We start from the raw sequence: 18,921 nt of genomic DNA on the forward strand, positions 1-18,921 counted from the left end.
CCATGGACTTCGCGGCCCGCCGCCGGCTGCGCAGTGTGTTCCATAACGTCTGTTATCGGTCGAGAGCGTCGCAAACGGAAGCCTGGGCGACAGCGGCTGCGGTCACCCCGGTGGAAATCGCTCAGAGCATATCCCGTTCAGATCAAGCCGATCTGAACGACAAGGATAGGCTCAAGCTTTCGAATCTGGAGCGATTTCTGTTCGATCTGATGATTTCATCAAATCAGAAATCGCTCTAGAAGTGCCAGGCGACGCTGACCGTCGGTCCGTGCATGGTGGTGTTGTAGCGGAACGAGCCGCCATTGCCGTTGCCGCTCTCGTAATTCTCGTAGAGATAGCGATAGCCGACCGCGGTGGAGATCGACGGCGTCCACATGTAGCCGACACCGAGATAGCCCGAGCTGGACAGCTTCGATCCGGCTCCGAAGCCGCCGATGTCGGCGAGCGCGTTCACGAACCAGCGGTCGTCAATGCGCCAGTTCGCGGCGAAGCCGACGGTGGGGTCGAGCCAGCCCGCGCTGCTGCTGCCGGAATAGCCGAATGGCAGCCGCTGCGGCGTCAGCGTCACGTCGGACGACAGGCGCACGTAGCGCAGGCCGGCGGTCACGCCGAGATCGACGTTCGGCATCCCGAGCGGAAGCCAGTAGCCCACCGCCGCGGACGCGATCGTCTGCGAGATGGTGGCGTCGAGCGCGCTGCGCCCGTAGGCGCCGACCTGGCCGTCGTGCGACAGGCGGGCGAGCACGAGGTCGGTCATGACGAGCCACTGGTCGTTTCTGGCCAGAAAGGAGCCCATCAGACCGCCGTCGAGATTGCGAAGCACGTCGGATATCGAGGCGTCGACCGCCACGGACGGCAGGCGACGGACACCGACATTGCCGTCGATCGCCGTCAGCCAGCCGTAGAGCGTCGCCTGATACCGCCAGTCGGACGGAGAGCGGACGGTCGGTGCCGCTGGCGCCGGCGGCGCGGGATCGGCCACCGCCGCGAGATCGGCGGCATGCGCAGGGCCTGCCGCCGACAGGCCGACGGCCGGCATCACTGCAAGCCAAACCGCCAACCCAGCCGGCCGCATCCCGCCCCGGCGTCGGGCCGGGACACTGTCATGAAGAGCGGTCGCCATCGTCACGTCCTGCGATCCCCTGAAATCCTGCGGTTCCGGAACACGCAGCGGCAGCGGGCACAGCGGTGCCCCGCGTTGCCGCGCCGCGTCGTCAGCCGACCTCCGTCACGGCCGGGATGATCCACGATCCGTTGAGGATGGTGGGGTCGTTCTCGTCCGGCCAGTAGAGCCGCAGCATGAGGTAGAACTTTCCCGCCGGCGCGGGAAGCCAGTTGGCCTGCCTGCCCTCCCCCGGATTTTCGTGCCCGATGGAGATCACCAGCGAGCCATCGGCCTCGAATGTCGGCTTGTCCCGCAGGCTGATCGCGTAGCGATTGATCGGGTTGGCGACGAAGAAGTAGTTCTCGTCGTACATCGTCAACGACCAGAAACCCTTCACCGGAGGCAACTGGCCGGGTGCGAAGCGCAGTTTATAGCGCTTCCTGCCGTCATAAGCCCGGCGGTCCCTGTCTTCGAGCGAGGTCGGGTAGACGGCATCCTGCGGGCGATTGGCACCAAGCCCGATCGCCGTGATCAGGGCGCGCTGGAGATAGTCGGTACCGTAGCTGCCGGTCTTGATGGTGTAGCCCCAGCCGTTCACCTGCTCGACGTCGCCATGGCTGTCCTTGAAATGCAGCATGATGCGGTCGAACGACAGTTGCGGCAGGCGCTTCTCCCAGCGTGGCTTGATCGCTTTCGGATCGAACGCGTCCCCGGCGACGAGGCCGATCGCCTTGAAGCGCGCAAGGGCATCCGCATCCTTCGCGAGCGGCGGGTTGCGCTTCATCAGGTCTGCGAGAAGCGTGAAATAATCTGTCGCCGAGAGCGCGTTGACCTGGTCGCGCACCGGGGTCTTCATGTCGATCGAGGGATCGACCTTCCCTGCCGGTGGCGTATAGGGCTTGCCGAGCGAGGAAAGCGGCAACAGCTTGAACTGGTCCTGCAACGCATGCACCTCGGCGTAATCTTCCGGCGTGCCGGTGCAGTAGATGCGACCCAGCATCCACACGATGCTCGTCGGCGACTTGAGCTGCACCATTCCGTCCGGCACGGTGCCGGACCAGCCAGGACCGGTGACGAGATAGGTCTGCGCGCCCGTGCCGGTGGTGCGCGAGCCCGGCACCTGGAACACTTCGGTCCATCCATCCAGGAAGGGCAGCAGGAAATACCGACCCTTCATGTCCGGAACGCTCACCACCCAAGGCTCGTCGCCGACATCGAAGAAGGCGGTGGTGTAAAGCGTATCGGCGTTCGGGGCGGTCACGTCGCGGTAGCTGGCGTCCGGATAGGCGCGCAGCTTGATCAGCGTTCCCATGGGGGCGCGAGTGCCCACCGGCGCGGCGACGTTGGTGATCACGCGGCGCGTCATTTCCATGGTGACGAGCGGATAGCCGTAGACGTAGGCGTCCGAGGCGATGCCGAAGTCTTCGGCTCCCTCGACCGCGTCGAACAGCGGTCCGTCGAAGGCCGCGGCCGCGGGCGGGCGGGCGACGACGGCGGCGAAGCCGAGCGCGGTTCCGCCAAGCAGCATGGTCCGGCGCGTCAGGTTCATGGAAGCTCTCCTCGGTGGGGTGGGCGCGCGCCGCGCCCCCCTCTCAATGGTGCCGGCGGGTTCGGGCCGGCGCGCGGTCAGGGCTGCCCTGCGCCGACGGTCCGCGCGTTTCGCGACGATGGCCGGTCAAGTCAATCCCGTGGCCTATTCTTCACCGCGAACGTATCCCGCCGCCCGATAACTGGGTGCGACGACGGTGCCAAGCAAAGGCGCCTTGTCTGCCAGCGAAGGCATATCTTATGAAAAAGCCTGTCGCTTGCTTTTCGAGGACAGGGATCTTCAATTTTGGCCAACGTCCCGTCCCAGAGGGTCGGACCGCTCGCGGTGCTCCCGGCGGTCCTCGAAGCGCTCGGCGTCGACGTCGAAGAAGCCTTCGCAGATTCCGGCATCGCGCCGGCTGCACTGGTACCGGATGCGCGGTTCGCCTTCTCCGCTCTCGTCGGTCTTCTGGAACGCTCGGCCATACTGGCCCGCTGCCCCCATCTCGGCCTGCTCGTCGGTGCGCGCACCGATCACGGATCCCTCGGTATCGTCGGCGAGATGATGGCGTGCGCACCGACCCTCGGTGACGCCTTCCGCGACTATGTCGGCGTTCAGATCGGCTATTCGCGCGGCGCGGTGGTCTATCTCCAGACCGTCGGCGAGGACTATCTCGTCGGCTACGGGCTCTATGCCGCGGGCTGCTCCGGCCGGGTCGTGCAGGACCTGGTCGTCGCGATGGGCTGCAACATGGTCCGCGTTCTGACGGGCGGCAGGGCGCAGCCGGCGGAGGTGCTGCTCGGAACGACGCGGCCGGCCAATTTGTCTCCCTATCGCAGCATCCTGAAGACGGACGTCGTGTTCGACCAGGAGCAGACCGGTATCGTCATCGCGGCGCGCGATATCGACCTTCCGCTTCCCGGCGCCGATCCGGCCCGGAACCGACAGCTTCGAGCCGAGATCCGCCGGCGGCTGCACGAGGACCTCGGCGACGTCGCCGCGCAGGTCCGCCACCTCCTCCGCCCGCGCCTGATGACCGGTGAGGCAAGCCGCGATGCGGTGGCGCATGAGATGGGCCTCATCCCACGCACGCTCGCCCGCCACCTCGCGCGGGCGGGCACGAGCTTCGAGGCGATCCGGGACGAGGTCCGGTTTGCCGTCGCCTGCGATCTCCTCGCCCTGACGAGGCTGCCGATCGGACGGATCGCGGAGGCACTGTCCTATTCCACCAACAGCACGTTCGATCACGCGTTCACGCGCTGGGCGGGAATGGCGCCGAGCCAATGGCGGGCCACCCACTCTGGCGGCCGGTCTCGCGGCAGCTAGACCATATCCTTGTCGATCAGATGCTTCCATCCGATCGGAAAGCGCTCTAGAGGCCCCGCGATCAGGCGGGTGCATCTGATTACCCGGAGAATGAGGGAAACTCACCGGCGTAATCGGGTGTCGCGCTCATACCGGGTGTCGGTCGCTGCCGATGGCGACCTCCGGCGGATCGGGATCCCAATAGGGCGGGTCGCCGAACGACCTTCGAAGATGCTCTGCGACCGCGCGCAGCCGCGCCGGTGGCGCGCTGCCGCCCGCGTGCGCCATGTAGATGAACTCCCCCTCCGGCCTGAAGCCGACATCGATCTCCACGAGAACCCCGTCCCTGATCGCAGGGCCGGCAATGAAGGTCGGAAGGAGCGCGATGCCGAGGCCGGCGATCGCGGCGTCGCGCATCATGTCGCCGTTGTTCATGCCAAGCGCGAGCCGGGCGCGGACCAAGACTGCGCCCTCCGGTGTCTGGAACCGCCAGTCTGCGACGCCGCGGTTGGTATAGAAAATGCCGCGGTGACCCTCGAGTTCGGCGAGGGTCGCGGGCGTTCCCTGGCGCGCGAGATAGGCGGGTGAGGCGGTCAGCAGCCGACGGCTCGGCGCGAGTTTCCACACGATCATGCGGGAATCGACGATCGGGCCGTGGCGAACCGCGGCGTCAAAGCCGCCCGACGAGAGATCGACACGCCGGTCGTCGATGTCGAGCGTCAGCTCGATGCCCGGATTGCGGGCGAGAAACGGATAGAGCGCGGGGCCGAGATGCAGGCGGCCGAAGGTGACAGGCGCGGCGATCCTGAGGGGGCCGGCCAGCGCGCCCCGTCGCTCGGCCATGTCTGCGGCGGCATCGTCGATCTCGCGGATGATGCGGCGGGCACGGTCGAGAAAGGCGACGCCGTCCTCGGTCATCGTCAGCTTGCGCGTGGTCCGGCGCAGCAGGGTTCCGCCCAGCGTTTTTTCCAGCTCGGCGAGCCGCTCGCTGACAACGGACTTGGATAGCCGAAGACGCCGCGCGGCCTCGCTGATCGAGCCGCCTTCCACGACGGCGACGAACGCCGCAAGTCCTTCGATCCTGATCATTGTTCGGCAAATCCGGATTCCAGTTCCTCAAGTGATAGGCTATTCCGAACGACGCGATTTCACCATCTTCCAGCATCGAAGGCGCGGCAGTCGCCCGCCACCGGAGATTCAGGGAGATCGGGACAATGAATCGCTTGAACGGAAAGGTCGCCATCGTCACCGGCGCCAGCGCCGGCATCGGCCGCGTGACGGCGAAGCTCTTCGCCGCGGAGGGCGCCAGGGTCGTCGTGGCCGCCCGGCGGCAGGCCGAACTGGACAGCCTCGTGGCCGAGATCAGGGATGCGGGCGGTGAAGCCGTCGCGATCGCCGGTGACGTCCGCTCCGAGGACTACCAGCAGGCCCTCGTCGCCGCGGCCGTCGACACCTACGGCCGGCTCGACGTCGCCTTCAACAATGCCGGCATCATCGGCGAGGCCGGGCCGAGCACGGGCGTTTCCGAGGCCGGTTTCAGCGAGACGCTGGCGGTCAATCTGACGGCGGCATTCCTGGGCGCCAAGCACCAGATCGCGCGGATGATCGAGAATGGCGGCGGTTCGGTGATCTTCACCTCCACCTTCATCGGCTACACGGTCGGGTTCCCCGGCATCGCGGCCTATGCGGCCAGCAAGGCCGGCGTGATCGGACTGACGCAGGCGCTGGCCGCCGAGTTCGGCCCGCGCAATGTCCGCGTCAACGCGGTATTGCCCGGCGCGATCGACACCGACATGTACCGGAGCACGAACGACACCGCCGAAAAGCAGGCCTTCATCACCGGGCTGCACGCCCTGAAGCGTGTGGGATCGCCCGACGAGATCGCCCGCTCGGTGCTCTATTTCGCCTCGGACGATTCGAGCTTCGTCACCGGCACGGCCTCACTCGTCGACGGCGGCCTCTCCATCACCCGGACGTAGCGGCCGGCGGGAAGGGGCGCCCTCTCCCGTCCGCCGCGCCGCAGGGCGGCGGACCGCGAGGATCGCGGATCAGGCCGCGTCGACGCGGGCGCGGCGCTTGCGCGGGGCCGGCCGGTCCGCCGCCGGACCGGCGGAATCGCGCACGACCAGCGGGGCTTCCAGTTCGGTGCTCATCGGCACCGCCTCACCCTCGATGATGCGGATCAGCTGATCGGCCGCGAGCGTGCCGATCTCGACCGCCGGCACATGCACAGTCGTCAGCGGCGGGTCGGTCTCGGCGGCGATCTCGACATCGTCGAACCCGGTGACGGAGATATCCTGCGGCACCCGGATGCCTTCGCGCCGGGCCTCGGCGATCGCGCCGACCGCCATCGCGTCGCTGGTGCAAAGGTAAGCGGTGGCCGCGGGGTTCTCGGCGCGAAGCTTGCGGAAGGCCTCGCGGCCGGCGACGATGCTGGGCATCGCCGTCTCGACAATGCGGCTCGGCGGCAGGCGGATGCCCTCGGCGGCGATCGCCTCCAGGATACCCTCGAGGCGGGCCTGCGACCTGTCGTTCGGCATGCTGGTGTTCGAGATCACCGCGAACTCGCGGTGGCCGAGATCGAGCAGGTGGCGGGCGATGCCGTAGCCTGCCCGCCTGTTGTCCGGGCCGATCGCCGGAATCTCCTGGCGCGAGGCGCAGATATAGGTGGTGATCACCGGCCGTCGATGGTGGCGGATGAGCGGCAGCACCTCCGGCGCGAACGAGTCGCCCACCAGAACCAGTCCGTCGACGCCATATTGCAGCATGGCGCGAACCTGCCGCAGTTCGCGCGCGGGATCGTATTGGGAATGTGCGAGAAGAAGGGTGTAGCCTCGCGCACCCAGGCGCACTTCCAGGGCCTCGATGCCATCGGCGAAGATGGCGTTGCCGAGCGTCGGGACGACCGCGCCGACGGTATGGCTGCGGCCGGAACTCAGCGCCTTCGCGGTTCGGTCCGGCGTGTAGTCGAGCATCTCTACCGCGCGCAGCACGCGCTCGCGGATCGAGGGTCTGACGATATCCGGCTGGTTGATGGCCCGTGACGCCGTTGCCAGCGAGACCTTCGCAAGGCTCGCCACGTCCTCCAGCTTGGCACGGGCCGCCGTGGGCGAAGGCGGTGCGGCCTTGTCCCTGGATGGCGTCGGCGATTTCTTGTCGGATCTGGCCATGCGGGGACTTTGCAGCAGAAGCCGGAGTGCCACAAGCGATGCGCTCCGGCCTCCGGAGCGGCTTTTATCCGCACCACGCGCGGCTTTGTCCATTCCTGATCGAGGCCGCGCCCACGGCCCGGCGGCAGGCCGGTCGACGCTCCGGCAGCGGGGGATGCCGGAGCGTCGACCGCTCAGGCAGGAGCTGCGGCCGACTTGGTCAGCCGGCTTTGCAGGATCACCACCACGAGCAGGAATGCACCGCGCAGAACCGACTGCCAGTAGGCGCTGAGGCTGATCCAGCCCATGCCGTTCTCGAAGTTCAGGACCGTGAACAGGATGCCGAGCAGCAGTGTGCCGACCAGCGTCGCGGCGACGGAGCCCTTGCCGCCGGTCAGAAGCGTGCCGCCGACCACAACCGATGCGATGGCGAACAGCTCCCAGCCGACGCCCTCGATGGGCTGGCCGGCGCCGAACTGCGCCGCGAGGATGACGCCCGCCATGCCGGCGAGCATGCCGGACAGGACATAGACCAGGAACACGGTGCGGTCCGTCGGCAGGCCCATCAGGCGGGAGGCCTCCTCGCCGCCGCCGACCGCCAGCACATGCCGCCCGAAGGCCGTGAGGTTGAGGAGCAGCGAGCCGATCAGGTAGGCGAACAGCGCGATCCAGGCCGGGATCGGGAAGCCGAAGAAGATGCGGATGACGCCACCGAAGAAACCGGCATCGTCGGCGCTGACCCATTCCGGCGCGTATGCGCTGAAATCGCCCTGCCCGATCGCCATGAAGTTGGTGTCGTAGGATGCCGGGACCGATTGCTGGTTCGACAGGAGAAGCGCCACGCCGGACGCCGCCAGCATGGTGGCAAGGGTAGCGATGAACGGCAGGATCCGCATCTTGGAGATGATGAAGCCGTTGATGGTGCCGGCCGCGATGCCGGCGACCAGACCGCCGGCCAGCCCCGCCGCGAGGCCATAGGGGCTGAGATAGGCGGCGACCACGCTCGACAGCGCCGCCACCGAGCCGACCGACAGGTCGATGCCGCCGGTCATGATGACGAAGCACATTCCGAGCCCGACGAGGGCGAACATCGAATTGTAGCGCAGCACCGTCAGCAGGTTGTATTCGGTCAGGAAGCCGTCATAGCGCCAGGCCCCAAACGCGATGATCAGCACGAAGGCGAGGAGGGCGCCGAAGCCGGCGGAAGCGTGAAGACGCGGCATCAGGCGCGCTCCTGTCTCTGCAGCCACACGGCGAGGACGATCAGGCCGGCCTTGACGACGAGGGCCGCTGCGTCGGGAACGCCGTTGGCGAGAAGGGTGTAGCGGACGAGCTGGATGATCAGGGCGCCGAGCAGCGTGCCGAGGATGGTCGCGCGGCCCCCCGTGAGCAGGGTGCCACCCACGGCGACCGCGGCGATGACATCGAGTTCGATGCCCATGCCGATCAGGTTGGCGTCGGCGGCCGAGTTCATCGCGATCACGATGAGGCCGGCGATGCCGCTGCAGACGCCGGAGATGACGTAGACGAAGAGCTTGATCCGGCGCACGGGAACGCCGGCGAGCCAGGCGGCCTGTTCGTTGCCGCCCACGGCGAGCACCTGCCGGCCGAACACGGTCCTGCGCAGCGCCCACGCGGCGATGAGCACGACGACCGCCATGATCCAGACCTGGAACGGCACGCCGAGCACGCGGCCGATGGCGATCTGCTGGAATTCCGGCACCTTGAAGACCTGCAGGTCGCCGTTGGTCCAGACCTGCGCGATGCCGCGGCCAGCGATGAACAGGATCAGGGTGGCGATGATCGGCTGCACCCGGAAATTCGCGATCAGCCAGCCGTTGAACATGCCGAACAGGCCGGCAAGGATCACCGGCAGGATGATGCCGAGGGCGATGCCGACATAGAGGTTCGGGACCGGGAACAGCATCCCCTGGAAGATCTGCGGGGAGAACGCGCCTGCGATCGCCATGATCGAGCCGACCGAAAGGTCGATACCGCCGGTCGCGATGACCATGGTCATGCCGACACCGACGATCACGATGACGCACACCTGGGTGAGGTTCACCGACAGGGTCTGCATCGTGGCGAAATGCGGCGTGAACGCGAAATTGAACACGAGCAGGGCGACCAGCGCGGCGAGCGTGCCGACGTGATTGCGCGACAGCAGCGACGAGAGCCCGGACCGCCGGGTTCCGCCCACGCCGGGCACGGGCGACGACGTGTTTTCCATCGTCGAACTCATGCGACTTCTCCATGCGAATGCGCCATGGCTTCCATCACCGATCCCTCGGTGATCGCATCTCCGTCGAACTCGGCGACCGTGCGGCCGTCGCGCAGGACGAAGACGCGGTCGGCGCCTTCGACGATTTCCTCGATTTCGGATGAGATCATCAGGACGCCCAGTCCATCATCCGCCAGCTTGCGGATCAGGCGCTGGATCTCGGCCTTGGCGCCGACATCGATGCCGCGGGTCGGCTCGTCCAGGATCAGCAGCTTGGGATTCATGCACAGCCAGCGTGCGAGCAGCACCTTCTGCTGGTTGCCGCCGGAGAGTTCACGGATCTTCTGCTCGGGGCTCGAGCACTTGATGCCGATCTCCTTGATGAACCGCGTCACGATCTCGCGCTGGCGCGCCTCGTCGACGATGCCGGCCCGCGACAGCGCCGGCAGGAGCGCCAGCGTCAGGTTCTCGCGCACCGACATGTTGGGGATGATGCCCTCGTGCTTGCGGTCCTCGGAGCAGAAGCCGAGGCCGGCCTCGATGGCTTCGATCGGCCGCTTGAAGTCCGCCTTCTTGCCGAACAGGCGAATCTCGCCCTTCTGATGCGGATCGGCGCCATAGACCGCACGCACCGTTTCCGTGCGCCCTGCCCCGAGCAGCCCGGCCAGGCCGACGATCTCGCCACGCCGGACCGCGAGGCTTGCGTCGCGGACGCGACGGCCGACGGCGAGGTCCTCGACAGCGAGCAGTTCCTCGCCGATGGAATGGGCGCCCGACGTGAATGCCGTCGCGCCGGCCTTGCTGACCTCGGTCAGGTCGCGGCCGAGCATGGTGGAGACGAGCTGGAGCTTGGTCATCTCGGCCATCGTCGACACGGCCACGGTGCGGCCGTCGCGCATGACGGTCACCCGGTCGCACACGGCATAGAGTTCGTCGAGCTTGTGGCTGACGAAGATCACCGCGACGTTCTTGGCCTTCAGTCGCCGGATGGTTTCGAACAGAACCTCCACCTCGCTCTCGTCCAGGGACGAGGTCGGCTCGTCCATGATCACGAGGCGCGCTTCGAGGGAAACGGCGCGGGCGATGGCGACCATCTGCTGGATGGCCGTGGAGAAATCGCCGAGCGGACGGCGCACGTCGACATCGACGTCGAATTCGGCGAGCAGCCTGCGGGCGCCTTCCTGCATCCGGCGTAGATCGAGCAGGCCGAGGCGCGTCTTGAGCTCGCGGCCGAGATAGATGTTCTCGGCCACGGTGCGGAACGGAATGAGATTGATTTCCTGGAAGATGGTGGAAACGCCGCCGCGCTGCGCCATTTCCGGCGACGACGCCGCCCACGGCTCGCCGTTCAACGTGATCGTGCCGGAATCCTTCCGGCAGAATCCGTTCAGGACCTTGATCATGGTGGACTTGCCGGCGCCGTTCTGGCCGATCAGGGCCATGACCTCGCCCTCGTACACCTCGAGCGAGGCGCCGATCAGGGCAGGCACGTTACCGAACGTCTTGTCGATGCCGCGCATCGACAAAAGGGGGTCTGTTCTAGCCATGGGCGCTTCTGTCATGTGCGTGGCGACAGCCGGGCCTCCGGGGAAGCCGGCTGTCGCGAGGAACAATCGAGGCCGAACGACAGGCAGGTGCCCCGGAGGACACCCGCCGGCCAGGCTCAGTACGCCTCGGGGAGGTAGGACTCGATGTTTTCCTTGGTGAGCACGCGGTCCTTGTTGACGACATGCGGCGGGATATGCTCGCCCTTGCCGTACTTCTCGATCGCCTCGAACGCGGCCGGACCGAAGTTCGGATTGCATTCGACGACGACGAGGATCTTGCCGTCCATGACGGCCTGCGCCGCATCCTTGGTGCCGTCGATCGAGGCGATGATCAGGTCCTTGCCCGGCACCTTGCCCGCCGCTTCCATGGCCGCGATCGCGCCCATCGTCATCTCGTCGTTGTGCGAGTAGAGCGCGGTGGCCTCCGGATGCGCCTGGTAGAGCGTCTCGAACACCTGGCGGCCCTTGTCGCGCACGAAGTCGCCGGACTGGGATGCGACGACCTGCATTCCCGGATAGTCCTTGATGTAATCGGCGAAGCCCTTGGCACGGTCGTTGGCGGGCGAGGAGCCCACGGTACCGACGAGTTCGATGATCTTGGCCTGGCCGTTCATCGCCTTGGTCAGCACCTCGGCGGCCTGGCGGCCCTCCTGGACGAAGTCGGAACCGATGAAGGCGACATAGTCCTTGCCGGCCTGCGCGAGGCTGGGATCGACGCCGCGGTCGATCAGGAACAGCGGGATCCCGGCCTTCTTCGCTTCCATCACCGCCGGAATCAGCGGACGCTCCTCACGCGGGGCGAGCAGGATGACGTCGACCTTCTGGGCGATCATGGAACGGACGTCGGCCACCTGCTTGGCGGCAGAACCGGCGGCGTCGGTGTAGACGAGCTGCCAGCCGCGCTTCTTGGCCTCGTCCTGCATGCTCTTGGTCTGCTGCAGACGCCAGGGGTTGTTGCTCTCGGTCTGGGCGAAGCCGACCTTGTAGGTGGCCTTCTCCTTCAGCTTCGGCAGGTCCGCGAACGCAGGCCGCAGACCGAACGCACTCACAACCGCGCCACCCGCGGCAATCTGCAACAAAGAACGGCGATTGATCATTTTTTTCCTCCCTCGAGCCATCTGCGGGGCCCGATATCCGCGTCCGTCAGCTCGGGACCATTCTCGCGAAAAGTCCCTCCCCTGAAGCGTTTTTCTTAAGTTCTTCCGGCTTCTCGCCGGTCTTCCGACCGAATATCGCGATTGTTGTTGTTGCGTTTTCGCGATGCTCGCATTCCTGACGCCACCTCTCCCGTCCTCGCGAGGAAGAGAAAAAGCAGCCACATTCCTACGAATTATTCAGCATCTGTCAAAGTCCGACGCGTCACCTCCAAAGGAACGGAGATTCCGGTCGCTTTCAACGAGTCCTGATCTGATCCCCCCCGACGCGCCCCATTGAACTGGGATTCTTTTCTGCGAAATCAGGCCACAACCACCTTATACGATCCCACGGCTTTGGATAGCTCCCGGCAGCACCGCACGACCTCGAATTGATCGGGTCCTGCGCGTCGATCCCGCGAACCTGCGGCACGAAGCCGCCCGCGTCCGGCAACCCCCGCCGGGACGTCAGGCAGAGCTCGCTCCTCACCTCGGCCGCAGCCACTGTCACCTCTCCCCGGACGGTCCGCAACGTGCTTTCGCCTCAAGGACCTCACCGCTTTTGGCATCCGGCGCCGGTCAGGCGGCCTCGCTCTCGGCAGTCTCGTTCTTCACCCACTTCAGCAGGTGCTCGGCGACCGCGACAAGCGTTCCGTTCTGGTTGTGAACGTCGACCCGCGCCCGCGTGCGGCGGCGCTCGGTATCGACCTCCTTGATGGCGTAGGTGACGTTGATCGTGTCGCCGAAGAAGACCGGATTGAGGAAGCGCACGCGGTCATAGCCCAGCGAAACCGGCGTGGAATCGATGCCCTGCGAAAGGCTGCGGTCCACCATCAGCGTCGAGGCGGTCGACATGAACCCGACCACCAGGGCGCCATGGGCGATGCGGTGACCGTAGATGGAGTTCTTCATGAACTCCTCGTTCACGTGGTTGCCCGAGAAGTCGCCGGTGATCCCCGCGTAGAGATAGACGTCGGCCTCCGCCACGGTCTTGGAAAAGCGGACCGTATCGCCGATCTCCGCATGCATCGATTTCATTCTTCCCACCTTTTCCGTCTTTTCCGCAGGCTCCCCGGCGCCTTCGTCCGCGGGAGCCGCCTGCCCGTTTCTCGCGCCGCGCCGGCCGGAGGATGTCCAGACCGCGAACCGCCCTGCGCGCAATTCGCTTGCGCTGTCACGCTCCTCGATCAGTCTGTCGATCCGGATACGGACCATCGGCGGCGATTCCCGCAGCAACGCCGCCTTGATCGCTCATATCCCTGAAAGCGATTTCAGAACCGTATCGCATATCCGCCACCTTGGCAATGGTGGCTTCCAGGGCGATGCGCGACGGTGGAGGTTGGCCTACCCTGACGGCAGGCGAGAGACAGAGGCTTGTATTAACACCTAAATTTGCGCAGGAACCTCATGAGCTCGTGGTTTTGGCCGCGTCCGTTGTACGAAGCGGGGAAAGCGGTTAGGATTCACATATGAAAGCGTTTTCATATTTCGGGAGGGGTGTTCGACTGTATTAGGGGGAAGCAGGCGGCGGGGGCTGTTCCGGTGCGAAAGACCAGCGCGCCGGCGGCAGTACCGGACAAACAGCGGCCGGCCTACGTGCCGCACGGCATGTAGGGGCGACCCGACTCCGGGCTTCGATCGAGACGACCGGTCCGCGCCGCTCAAGACGCCGTCAACGACAAGACAGACACCAAGACGCAGAACAAGAAACGGATAGGGACCATGACGATCGTTCGGGAAGACTTCGGCGTCCACAAGGGGCAGAAGGTAGACATCTATTCGATCGAGAACAGCAACGGCCTGAAGGCACGCGTCATCACCTACGGCGCGCGCCTCGTCGAGATGCACACGCCGGGGCGGGACGGCACGTTCGCCGATGTCGTGCTCGGCTTCGACACGCTGGAAGCCTACGAGGCAACCGATACGTTCTTCGGTGCGACCTGCGGCCATTACGGCAACCGCATCAAGGACGGGACGTTCGAACTCGACGGCGCGACGGTCCGCCTCTCGCGCAACGAGGGCGAGAATCACCTGCATGGTGGCGTCGCCGGCTTCGACAAGGTGGTGTGGGCCGCCTACGCGGACGAGCGCGAAAATTCCGTGACTTTCACCCACGTGGTCGCGGACGGATGCGAGGGCTATCCCGGCAACCTCGTGGTCAAGGCGAAATACACCCTTCTCGACGACGACCGCCTGCTGATCGAGATGTCGGGCTTCACCGATCGGCCGACGATCCTGAACATGGTCCACCACTCCTACTGGAACGTGGCCGGCCACGCGAACGGTCCCGTTACGGCGCAGGTGCTGACGGTCGACGCCGACTTCTATACTCCGGTCGACGAGGACCTCCTCGCCACGGGCGAAGTCCGAAGCGTGGCCGGCACGCCGTTCGACTTCCGCTCGGAGAAGGCGATCGGCGCGGACATCGACAATATTCCGAGCGTGGGCGTCGGCCACCTCGTCGGCGGCGGCTACGACCACAACTGGGTGCTGCGCGATTTCGGGCCGGGACTGCGGTCGGTCGCTACGCTGCGCGATCCGGCATCCGGGCGCGGCTTCACGCTGCGTTCGACCGAGCCGGGCGTGCAGATCTATACCGGCGGCTATCTCACCGAGCGCATGATCGGCAAAGGCGACAGGCCCTACCAGACCTATTCCGGCCTGACGTTCGAAACGCAGAAATTTCCGGGGTCGCCGAACTTCGCCCATTTCCCGTCTTCCAGATTGAACCCCGGCGAGGTCTATAGCCACCTGATGGAGTTCCAGTTCTTCGCTAACCGTTAACCGCTTCACCGGCAGGCCGGCCCTGGCCGGCCTGCCGGGTATTCTCTCCCTGCGCTCGCTGTCGGGTGCTTCGGACACCATCGCGCTCGTGCCTGCATCGCCCGGTCAGCTCAGCGCCGCGGCCACTCGGGTGCGGCTCTCGGTCAGGATGAAGTCCGCGCAGCGGTCGCCCAGCATCATGGCCGGGGCGTTGGTGTTGCCGGCGTTGATATCGGGCACCGAAGACATGTCGCATACCCGAAGATTGTCGACGCCGCGCACGCGCATACGGGCGTCCAGCACGGCCATCGGATCGCTGTCGGCTCCCATCTTGCAGGTGCCGGCCGGATGGTAGTTGGTCTTCACGAAGCGCTTGCAGTGCGTGCGGATCGCCTCGTCGTCCGGGTTTGGGTCCGCTGGCAGGGCGATGCGGTCGATCCGGCTGGCGAGCGGCTCGGTCTGGAACGCCCGCAGGAAGAAGCGCTGGCCGGCCATCATCTGCCGCATGTCGTCCTCGTCCTTGAGCAGGTTCGGTGACACCAGCGGCATCGCCGCAGGATCGGCCGACCTCAGCTTGACGTAGCCGCGCGACTTCGGCTTCACCACCACCGTGGTGATGGTGAGCCCGTAGGTGTCCTTCATCGACGCGCGCGTGTCGCGGTCGAGATAGACGATCGGCACGCAGAACGCCTGAATGCTCGGCGGCGCGTCGGGATCGAGCGGATTGACGAACGCGCCCGCCTCGACGCCCGCCGTAGTGATCGGGCCTGAGCCGAACAGCTTGAACTGGAGGCCGTTCCTGATCATCCGCCAGCCCTCGCCCTGCCTGAAATAGCCGTAGGGCCCCTTGGTGGTGCCGGTGATCGGTACTTCCGGATGATCGACGAGATTGCTACCGACGCCAGGCAGGTCGACGAGGCAGTCGATGCCGTGCTCGGCCAGATGCCCCGCCGGACCGATGCCGGAGAGCATGAGAAGCTTGGGACTGACCAGCGCCCCCGCGCTGACGATGATCTCGCCGCGCGCATGGGCGATCCGCTCCACGCCGTCCTTGCGATAGGCGACACCCACGGCCGCGCCGTTCTCGATCAGGATGCGCTGGACCTGCGCATTGAGCCGCACCGTGAGGCGCGGATCGTCCTTCAGCGGTTCGATGAAGGCATAGGCAGCGCTGCTGCGCTTTCCGTGGCGGTTCATGAACTGGTAAAAGCCCACCCCGCGCTGGGTGGCGCCGTTGAAGTCCGGATTGAACGGCTCGTTGAGGGCCTGCACGGCCTGCACGAACCAGCGCGACAGGGCATCGACGTGACCGGGATCGGACACGAGAAGCGGCCCCTCCGTGCCGTGCGCGTCGTTGTTGAAGCGGTTGTTGCCCTCCATGCCCCTGAAGTGCCGGAGCACGGCGCCCCAGCTCCAGTCGGCGCCGTCGTTGTTTCCGCGCAGGATGTCGTTCCAGGCATCGTAATCGGAAGCGCGGCCGCGGATATAGACCTGGGCATTCACCGACGAGCCGCCGCCCAGCACGTTCCCCTGGGGAATGTCGTGGGCACGACCGTCCAGATGCGGCTGGGGAACGGTCGTATGATAGGTCATGTACTTGCTGCCGTTGATCATCTTGAAGATGCCGGGCGGCATGTCGAGCAGCGGGTGATGGTGCGAATGGCCCCCTTCCAGCAGCAGGACGCGATGATTGCCCTTCGTCACGAGTTGCGCGGCGGCGACGCAGCCTGACGATCCGCCGCCGACGACGATGTAGTCGAACTCCTCCCGGGCCATTCGGGTCCTCCCAGATTGTCTTTTCTTGTGTGTTGGGGTGCGCTCCCGGCCGGACGACGGACGCCCGCATCGGGAAGGCCCCGCTACCGAAGGCGCCGACGTGATCAGCCGGTCCCGTCGGGCCGGAAATGCGGCGTCAGAACGTGCCCCGCACCGTCTCCCATGCCTTGTTCAGGTGCGACAGCAGCGCCTTTTCCGCTGCGTCCGGATCGCGATTGATCACCGCGTCGAAGATCGTCCTGTGATCCTCGTGGTAGACGAGATTCTGCGCGGCAGAGCGCGTCATGGTTTGCCAGTGCTCGAACAGCCAGTCGACGAAGGCGCGGTGCACGGCCGGAAACACCGGGTTGCCGGGAATGCGATAGAACACCGCGTGGAACGCGACGTCGGTATTGTCGAACGCCACCGGATCGTTCACCGCGAGCCGGTTCTGTTCGAGCGCCTCGCGCAGCGCCGCGATGTCGTCCTTGCGGGCATGGAGCGCGGCATGGCGCACCAGCGATGCCTCAAGGAAGATGCGCACGTCGTAGAGCGTCTTCACCCCGTTCTCCTGCCGCAGGAGATGGGTGACGACGCCGCCGACCGCCGAGAAGGCGGCATCGTATCCGGGCCGGCGCACGATGGGACGATGGCGCGGCTTGCTGTCGAGCAGGCCGCGCGTCGTCAGCGTCGCGATGGCCTCGCGCACGACGGTCCGGCTCATGCCGAAGCGCCCCATCAGGTCGCGCTCCGGCGGCAGCGGAGCGCCGTTCTCAAGCGCGCCGTCGGCGATGTCCCGCTCGATCTCGGCCACGACGGCATCCGCGGCCCGGCGGTCGCCCGCGCGGGCAGCCTGTCCATCCGGCACTCTCTCGCGCGACATCGATGACCATCCAGAGACGTGAACTGCCGCAGCGGGGCGGCCTGCAGCGCGTCGCAGTGACAGCGACGCACCAATATGGACCGACCAAACTCTGCGTCAACTACGCATGATCGGGACGCCCATGTCAAATATCCGGCATTGTGCGGCGCAAAATTGACTCTCCTTCCGGATTGTGGTCCTTCTTCCTTGATATTTGGTCGTACCAAATGCAGTTAGGGCTCGTCTCGGCTGCGGCCAGGTGCGGCCGGCCGGAGCGCCCGGCGAGAGGCCGATGCTCGAGGGATGCCACGACGCGCGCGCGGCAGGCGGAACAATCAACAAAATCCACGGTGAGGGATCATGGAAAGCCGACAGATCATCCGCGACGTCGAGGCGCGCGTGTTCCGCATACCGCTCGAGGAGCCGATGCAGGATGCGCGGCACGGCCTGCAGACCTATTTCGAACTGGTGACGGCGGAAATCACCTGCGAGGGCGGGCAGTCGGGCATCGGCTATTCCTACACGATCGGAACCGGCGGCCATGCCACCAGAGCGATGATCGACCATGATCTGGCGCCGATGCTGGTCGGCCGCGACGCCGACGAGATCGATACGCTCTATGACGAGATGCAGTCGCGCCTGCACTATGTCGGCCGCGGCGGTATCGCCTCGTTCGCGATCTCGGCCATCGACATCGCGCTGTGGGATCTTCGCGGCCGGGTACGCGGCCTTCCGCTGTGGAAGATGGCGGGCGGCGCTGGCAAGACGCCCCTCACCTATCGCGGCGGTGTCGACCTGAACTATCCGCTGGAGAAGCTGGTCGACAGCGTCGGCGGCTATCTCGACCAGGGCTTCACGGCCATCAAGATCAAGGTCGGCAAGCCCGATCTCGCCGAGGACGTGGCGCGTCTGCGCGCCGTGCGCGAGCGTATCGGTCCGTCGAACAAGCTGATGGTCGACGGCAATTTCGGCTACGATCTTGAGCGCGCCACCGCCGCCGCGCGGGCCTTCGAGCCGTTCGATCTGGTCTGGTTCGAGGAGCCGATGGAGCCCGACGATTTCGCCGGCTACGGTCTTCTGGCCAAGGCGACCACCGTGCCGCTGGCCATGGGTGAAAACCTGCATACCGAACAGGAATTCAGGCACGCCTTCGCCTACTCCTCGCTGTCTTTTATCCAGCCCGATGCCTCCAATTGCGGCGGCGTGACCGGCTTCCTGCGGGTGGCGAAGCTGGCCGAGGCGAAGAACATCCCGGTGTGCAGTCACGGCATGCAGGAGCTGCACGTCAGCCTCGTGCCGGCGGTGCCGAATGCCGGCTGGCTGGAAGTCCACGCGTTCCAGATCGACCGCTACACCCACCGTCCTCTCGTCGTCGAGAACGGCCGGGCGGTGGCACCGGACGAGCCCGGCTGCGGGGTGAACTTCGACTGGGACCGCCTCGAAGCCGCAGACGCTGCCCTGCGGAAGGCGCTGTAGACCGAGATGCGGTAGCCGCCGCAAAGCCGCCTCGCCGCATATCCCCATTAGGGTAGGCGAGTTCTTTAAATCCCATC

At 66.1% G+C, this 18,921-nt stretch carries 16 protein-coding genes; 5 read left to right on the forward strand and 11 right to left on the reverse strand.

Going from position 1 to position 18,921, the window contains the following annotated elements; translation table 11 throughout:
- Nucleotides 1-2: 2 nt before the first annotated feature.
- Nucleotides 3-239: a hypothetical protein gene (locus tag BUF17_RS22625; protein WP_139282554.1), complete on the forward strand. Its 237-nt coding sequence runs from the start codon at nucleotides 3-5 to the stop codon at nucleotides 237-239.
- Here BUF17_RS22625 and BUF17_RS15885 read toward each other — a convergent pair.
- The gene (locus tag BUF17_RS15885) at nucleotides 236-1,039 is read right to left on the reverse strand and encodes a hypothetical protein (protein ID WP_084564752.1); all 804 of its coding nucleotides are present in this window, start codon (nucleotides 1,037-1,039) and stop codon (nucleotides 236-238) included. The genes BUF17_RS22625 and BUF17_RS15885 overlap by 4 nt on opposite strands.
- 175 nt (nucleotides 1,040-1,214) lie before the next feature.
- Entirely contained in the window at nucleotides 1,215-2,654 is a 1,440-nt protein-coding gene (locus BUF17_RS15890) for a DUF1254 domain-containing protein (RefSeq protein ID WP_073630441.1), read from the reverse strand.
- Nucleotides 2,655-2,978: 324 nt separating this feature from the next.
- Between BUF17_RS15890 and BUF17_RS15895 the strand changes: the two genes are divergently transcribed.
- A complete protein-coding gene (locus BUF17_RS15895; protein ID WP_139282555.1) occupies nucleotides 2,979-3,959 on the forward strand; it encodes an AraC family transcriptional regulator in 981 nt (326 codons plus the stop codon).
- 126 nt (nucleotides 3,960-4,085) lie between these two features.
- Here BUF17_RS15895 and BUF17_RS15900 read toward each other — a convergent pair whose 3' ends face one another.
- On the reverse strand, nucleotides 4,086-5,027 hold the full coding sequence (locus BUF17_RS15900; RefSeq protein WP_073630445.1) for a LysR family transcriptional regulator: 942 nt from the start codon (nucleotides 5,025-5,027) through the stop codon (nucleotides 4,086-4,088).
- A 125-nt stretch (nucleotides 5,028-5,152) separates the two neighbouring features.
- Between BUF17_RS15900 and BUF17_RS15905 the strand changes: the two genes are divergently transcribed.
- Entirely contained in the window at nucleotides 5,153-5,917 is a 765-nt protein-coding gene (locus BUF17_RS15905) for an SDR family oxidoreductase (RefSeq protein ID WP_073630446.1), read from the forward strand.
- Between the two features lie 69 nt (nucleotides 5,918-5,986).
- Here the strand turns inward: BUF17_RS15905 and BUF17_RS15910 are convergent, their stop codons facing one another.
- The 6 genes from BUF17_RS15910 to BUF17_RS15935 all read right to left on the reverse strand — a co-directional run bounded on the left by BUF17_RS15910 (nucleotide 5,987) and on the right by BUF17_RS15935 (nucleotide 13,026).
- Complete coding sequence (locus BUF17_RS15910) at nucleotides 5,987-7,108, reverse strand: LacI family DNA-binding transcriptional regulator (protein WP_084564754.1); 1,122 nt, start codon at nucleotides 7,106-7,108, stop codon at nucleotides 5,987-5,989.
- Between the two features lie 173 nt (nucleotides 7,109-7,281).
- Nucleotides 7,282-8,310: an ABC transporter permease gene (locus tag BUF17_RS15915; RefSeq protein WP_073630448.1), complete on the reverse strand. Its 1,029-nt coding sequence runs from the start codon at nucleotides 8,308-8,310 to the stop codon at nucleotides 7,282-7,284.
- Nucleotides 8,310-9,317: an ABC transporter permease gene (locus BUF17_RS15920; protein WP_073630678.1), complete on the reverse strand. Its 1,008-nt coding sequence runs from the start codon at nucleotides 9,315-9,317 to the stop codon at nucleotides 8,310-8,312. Before BUF17_RS15920 ends, BUF17_RS15915 begins: the two co-directional genes overlap by 1 nt.
- Nucleotides 9,318-9,325: 8 nt before the next feature.
- The gene (locus BUF17_RS15925) at nucleotides 9,326-10,855 is read right to left on the reverse strand and encodes a sugar ABC transporter ATP-binding protein (protein ID WP_073630450.1); all 1,530 of its coding nucleotides are present in this window, start codon (nucleotides 10,853-10,855) and stop codon (nucleotides 9,326-9,328) included.
- 116 nt (nucleotides 10,856-10,971) lie between these two features.
- Complete coding sequence (locus BUF17_RS15930) at nucleotides 10,972-11,952, reverse strand: ABC transporter substrate-binding protein (RefSeq protein WP_073630452.1); 981 nt, start codon at nucleotides 11,950-11,952, stop codon at nucleotides 10,972-10,974.
- Nucleotides 11,953-12,567: 615 nt separating this feature from the next.
- Nucleotides 12,568-13,026, reverse strand: coding sequence for a MaoC family dehydratase (locus BUF17_RS15935; RefSeq protein WP_073630454.1), 459 nt, complete (start codon nucleotides 13,024-13,026; stop codon nucleotides 12,568-12,570).
- Nucleotides 13,027-13,710: 684 nt separating this feature from the next.
- Between BUF17_RS15935 and BUF17_RS15940 the strand changes: the two genes are divergently transcribed.
- On the forward strand, nucleotides 13,711-14,772 hold the full coding sequence (locus BUF17_RS15940) for an aldose epimerase family protein (protein ID WP_073630456.1): 1,062 nt from the start codon (nucleotides 13,711-13,713) through the stop codon (nucleotides 14,770-14,772).
- 105 nt (nucleotides 14,773-14,877) lie between these two features.
- Here the strand turns inward: BUF17_RS15940 and BUF17_RS15945 are convergent, their stop codons facing one another.
- Together BUF17_RS15945 and BUF17_RS15950 are read right to left on the reverse strand one after the other, a co-directional pair.
- Nucleotides 14,878-16,527: a GMC family oxidoreductase gene (locus BUF17_RS15945; protein ID WP_073630458.1), complete on the reverse strand. Its 1,650-nt coding sequence runs from the start codon at nucleotides 16,525-16,527 to the stop codon at nucleotides 14,878-14,880.
- 136 nt (nucleotides 16,528-16,663) lie between these two features.
- A complete protein-coding gene (locus BUF17_RS15950) occupies nucleotides 16,664-17,389 on the reverse strand; it encodes an FCD domain-containing protein (protein WP_073630460.1) in 726 nt (241 codons plus the stop codon).
- Nucleotides 17,390-17,728: 339 nt separating this feature from the next.
- Between BUF17_RS15950 and BUF17_RS15955 the strand changes: the two genes are divergently transcribed.
- Nucleotides 17,729-18,844, forward strand: coding sequence for a mandelate racemase/muconate lactonizing enzyme family protein (locus BUF17_RS15955; RefSeq protein ID WP_073630462.1), 1,116 nt, complete (start codon nucleotides 17,729-17,731; stop codon nucleotides 18,842-18,844).
- Nucleotides 18,845-18,921 lie beyond the last annotated feature (77 nt).

This window comes from Pseudoxanthobacter soli DSM 19599, from assembly GCF_900148505.1.
Classification (GTDB): domain Bacteria; phylum Pseudomonadota; class Alphaproteobacteria; order Rhizobiales; family Segnochrobactraceae; genus Pseudoxanthobacter; species Pseudoxanthobacter soli.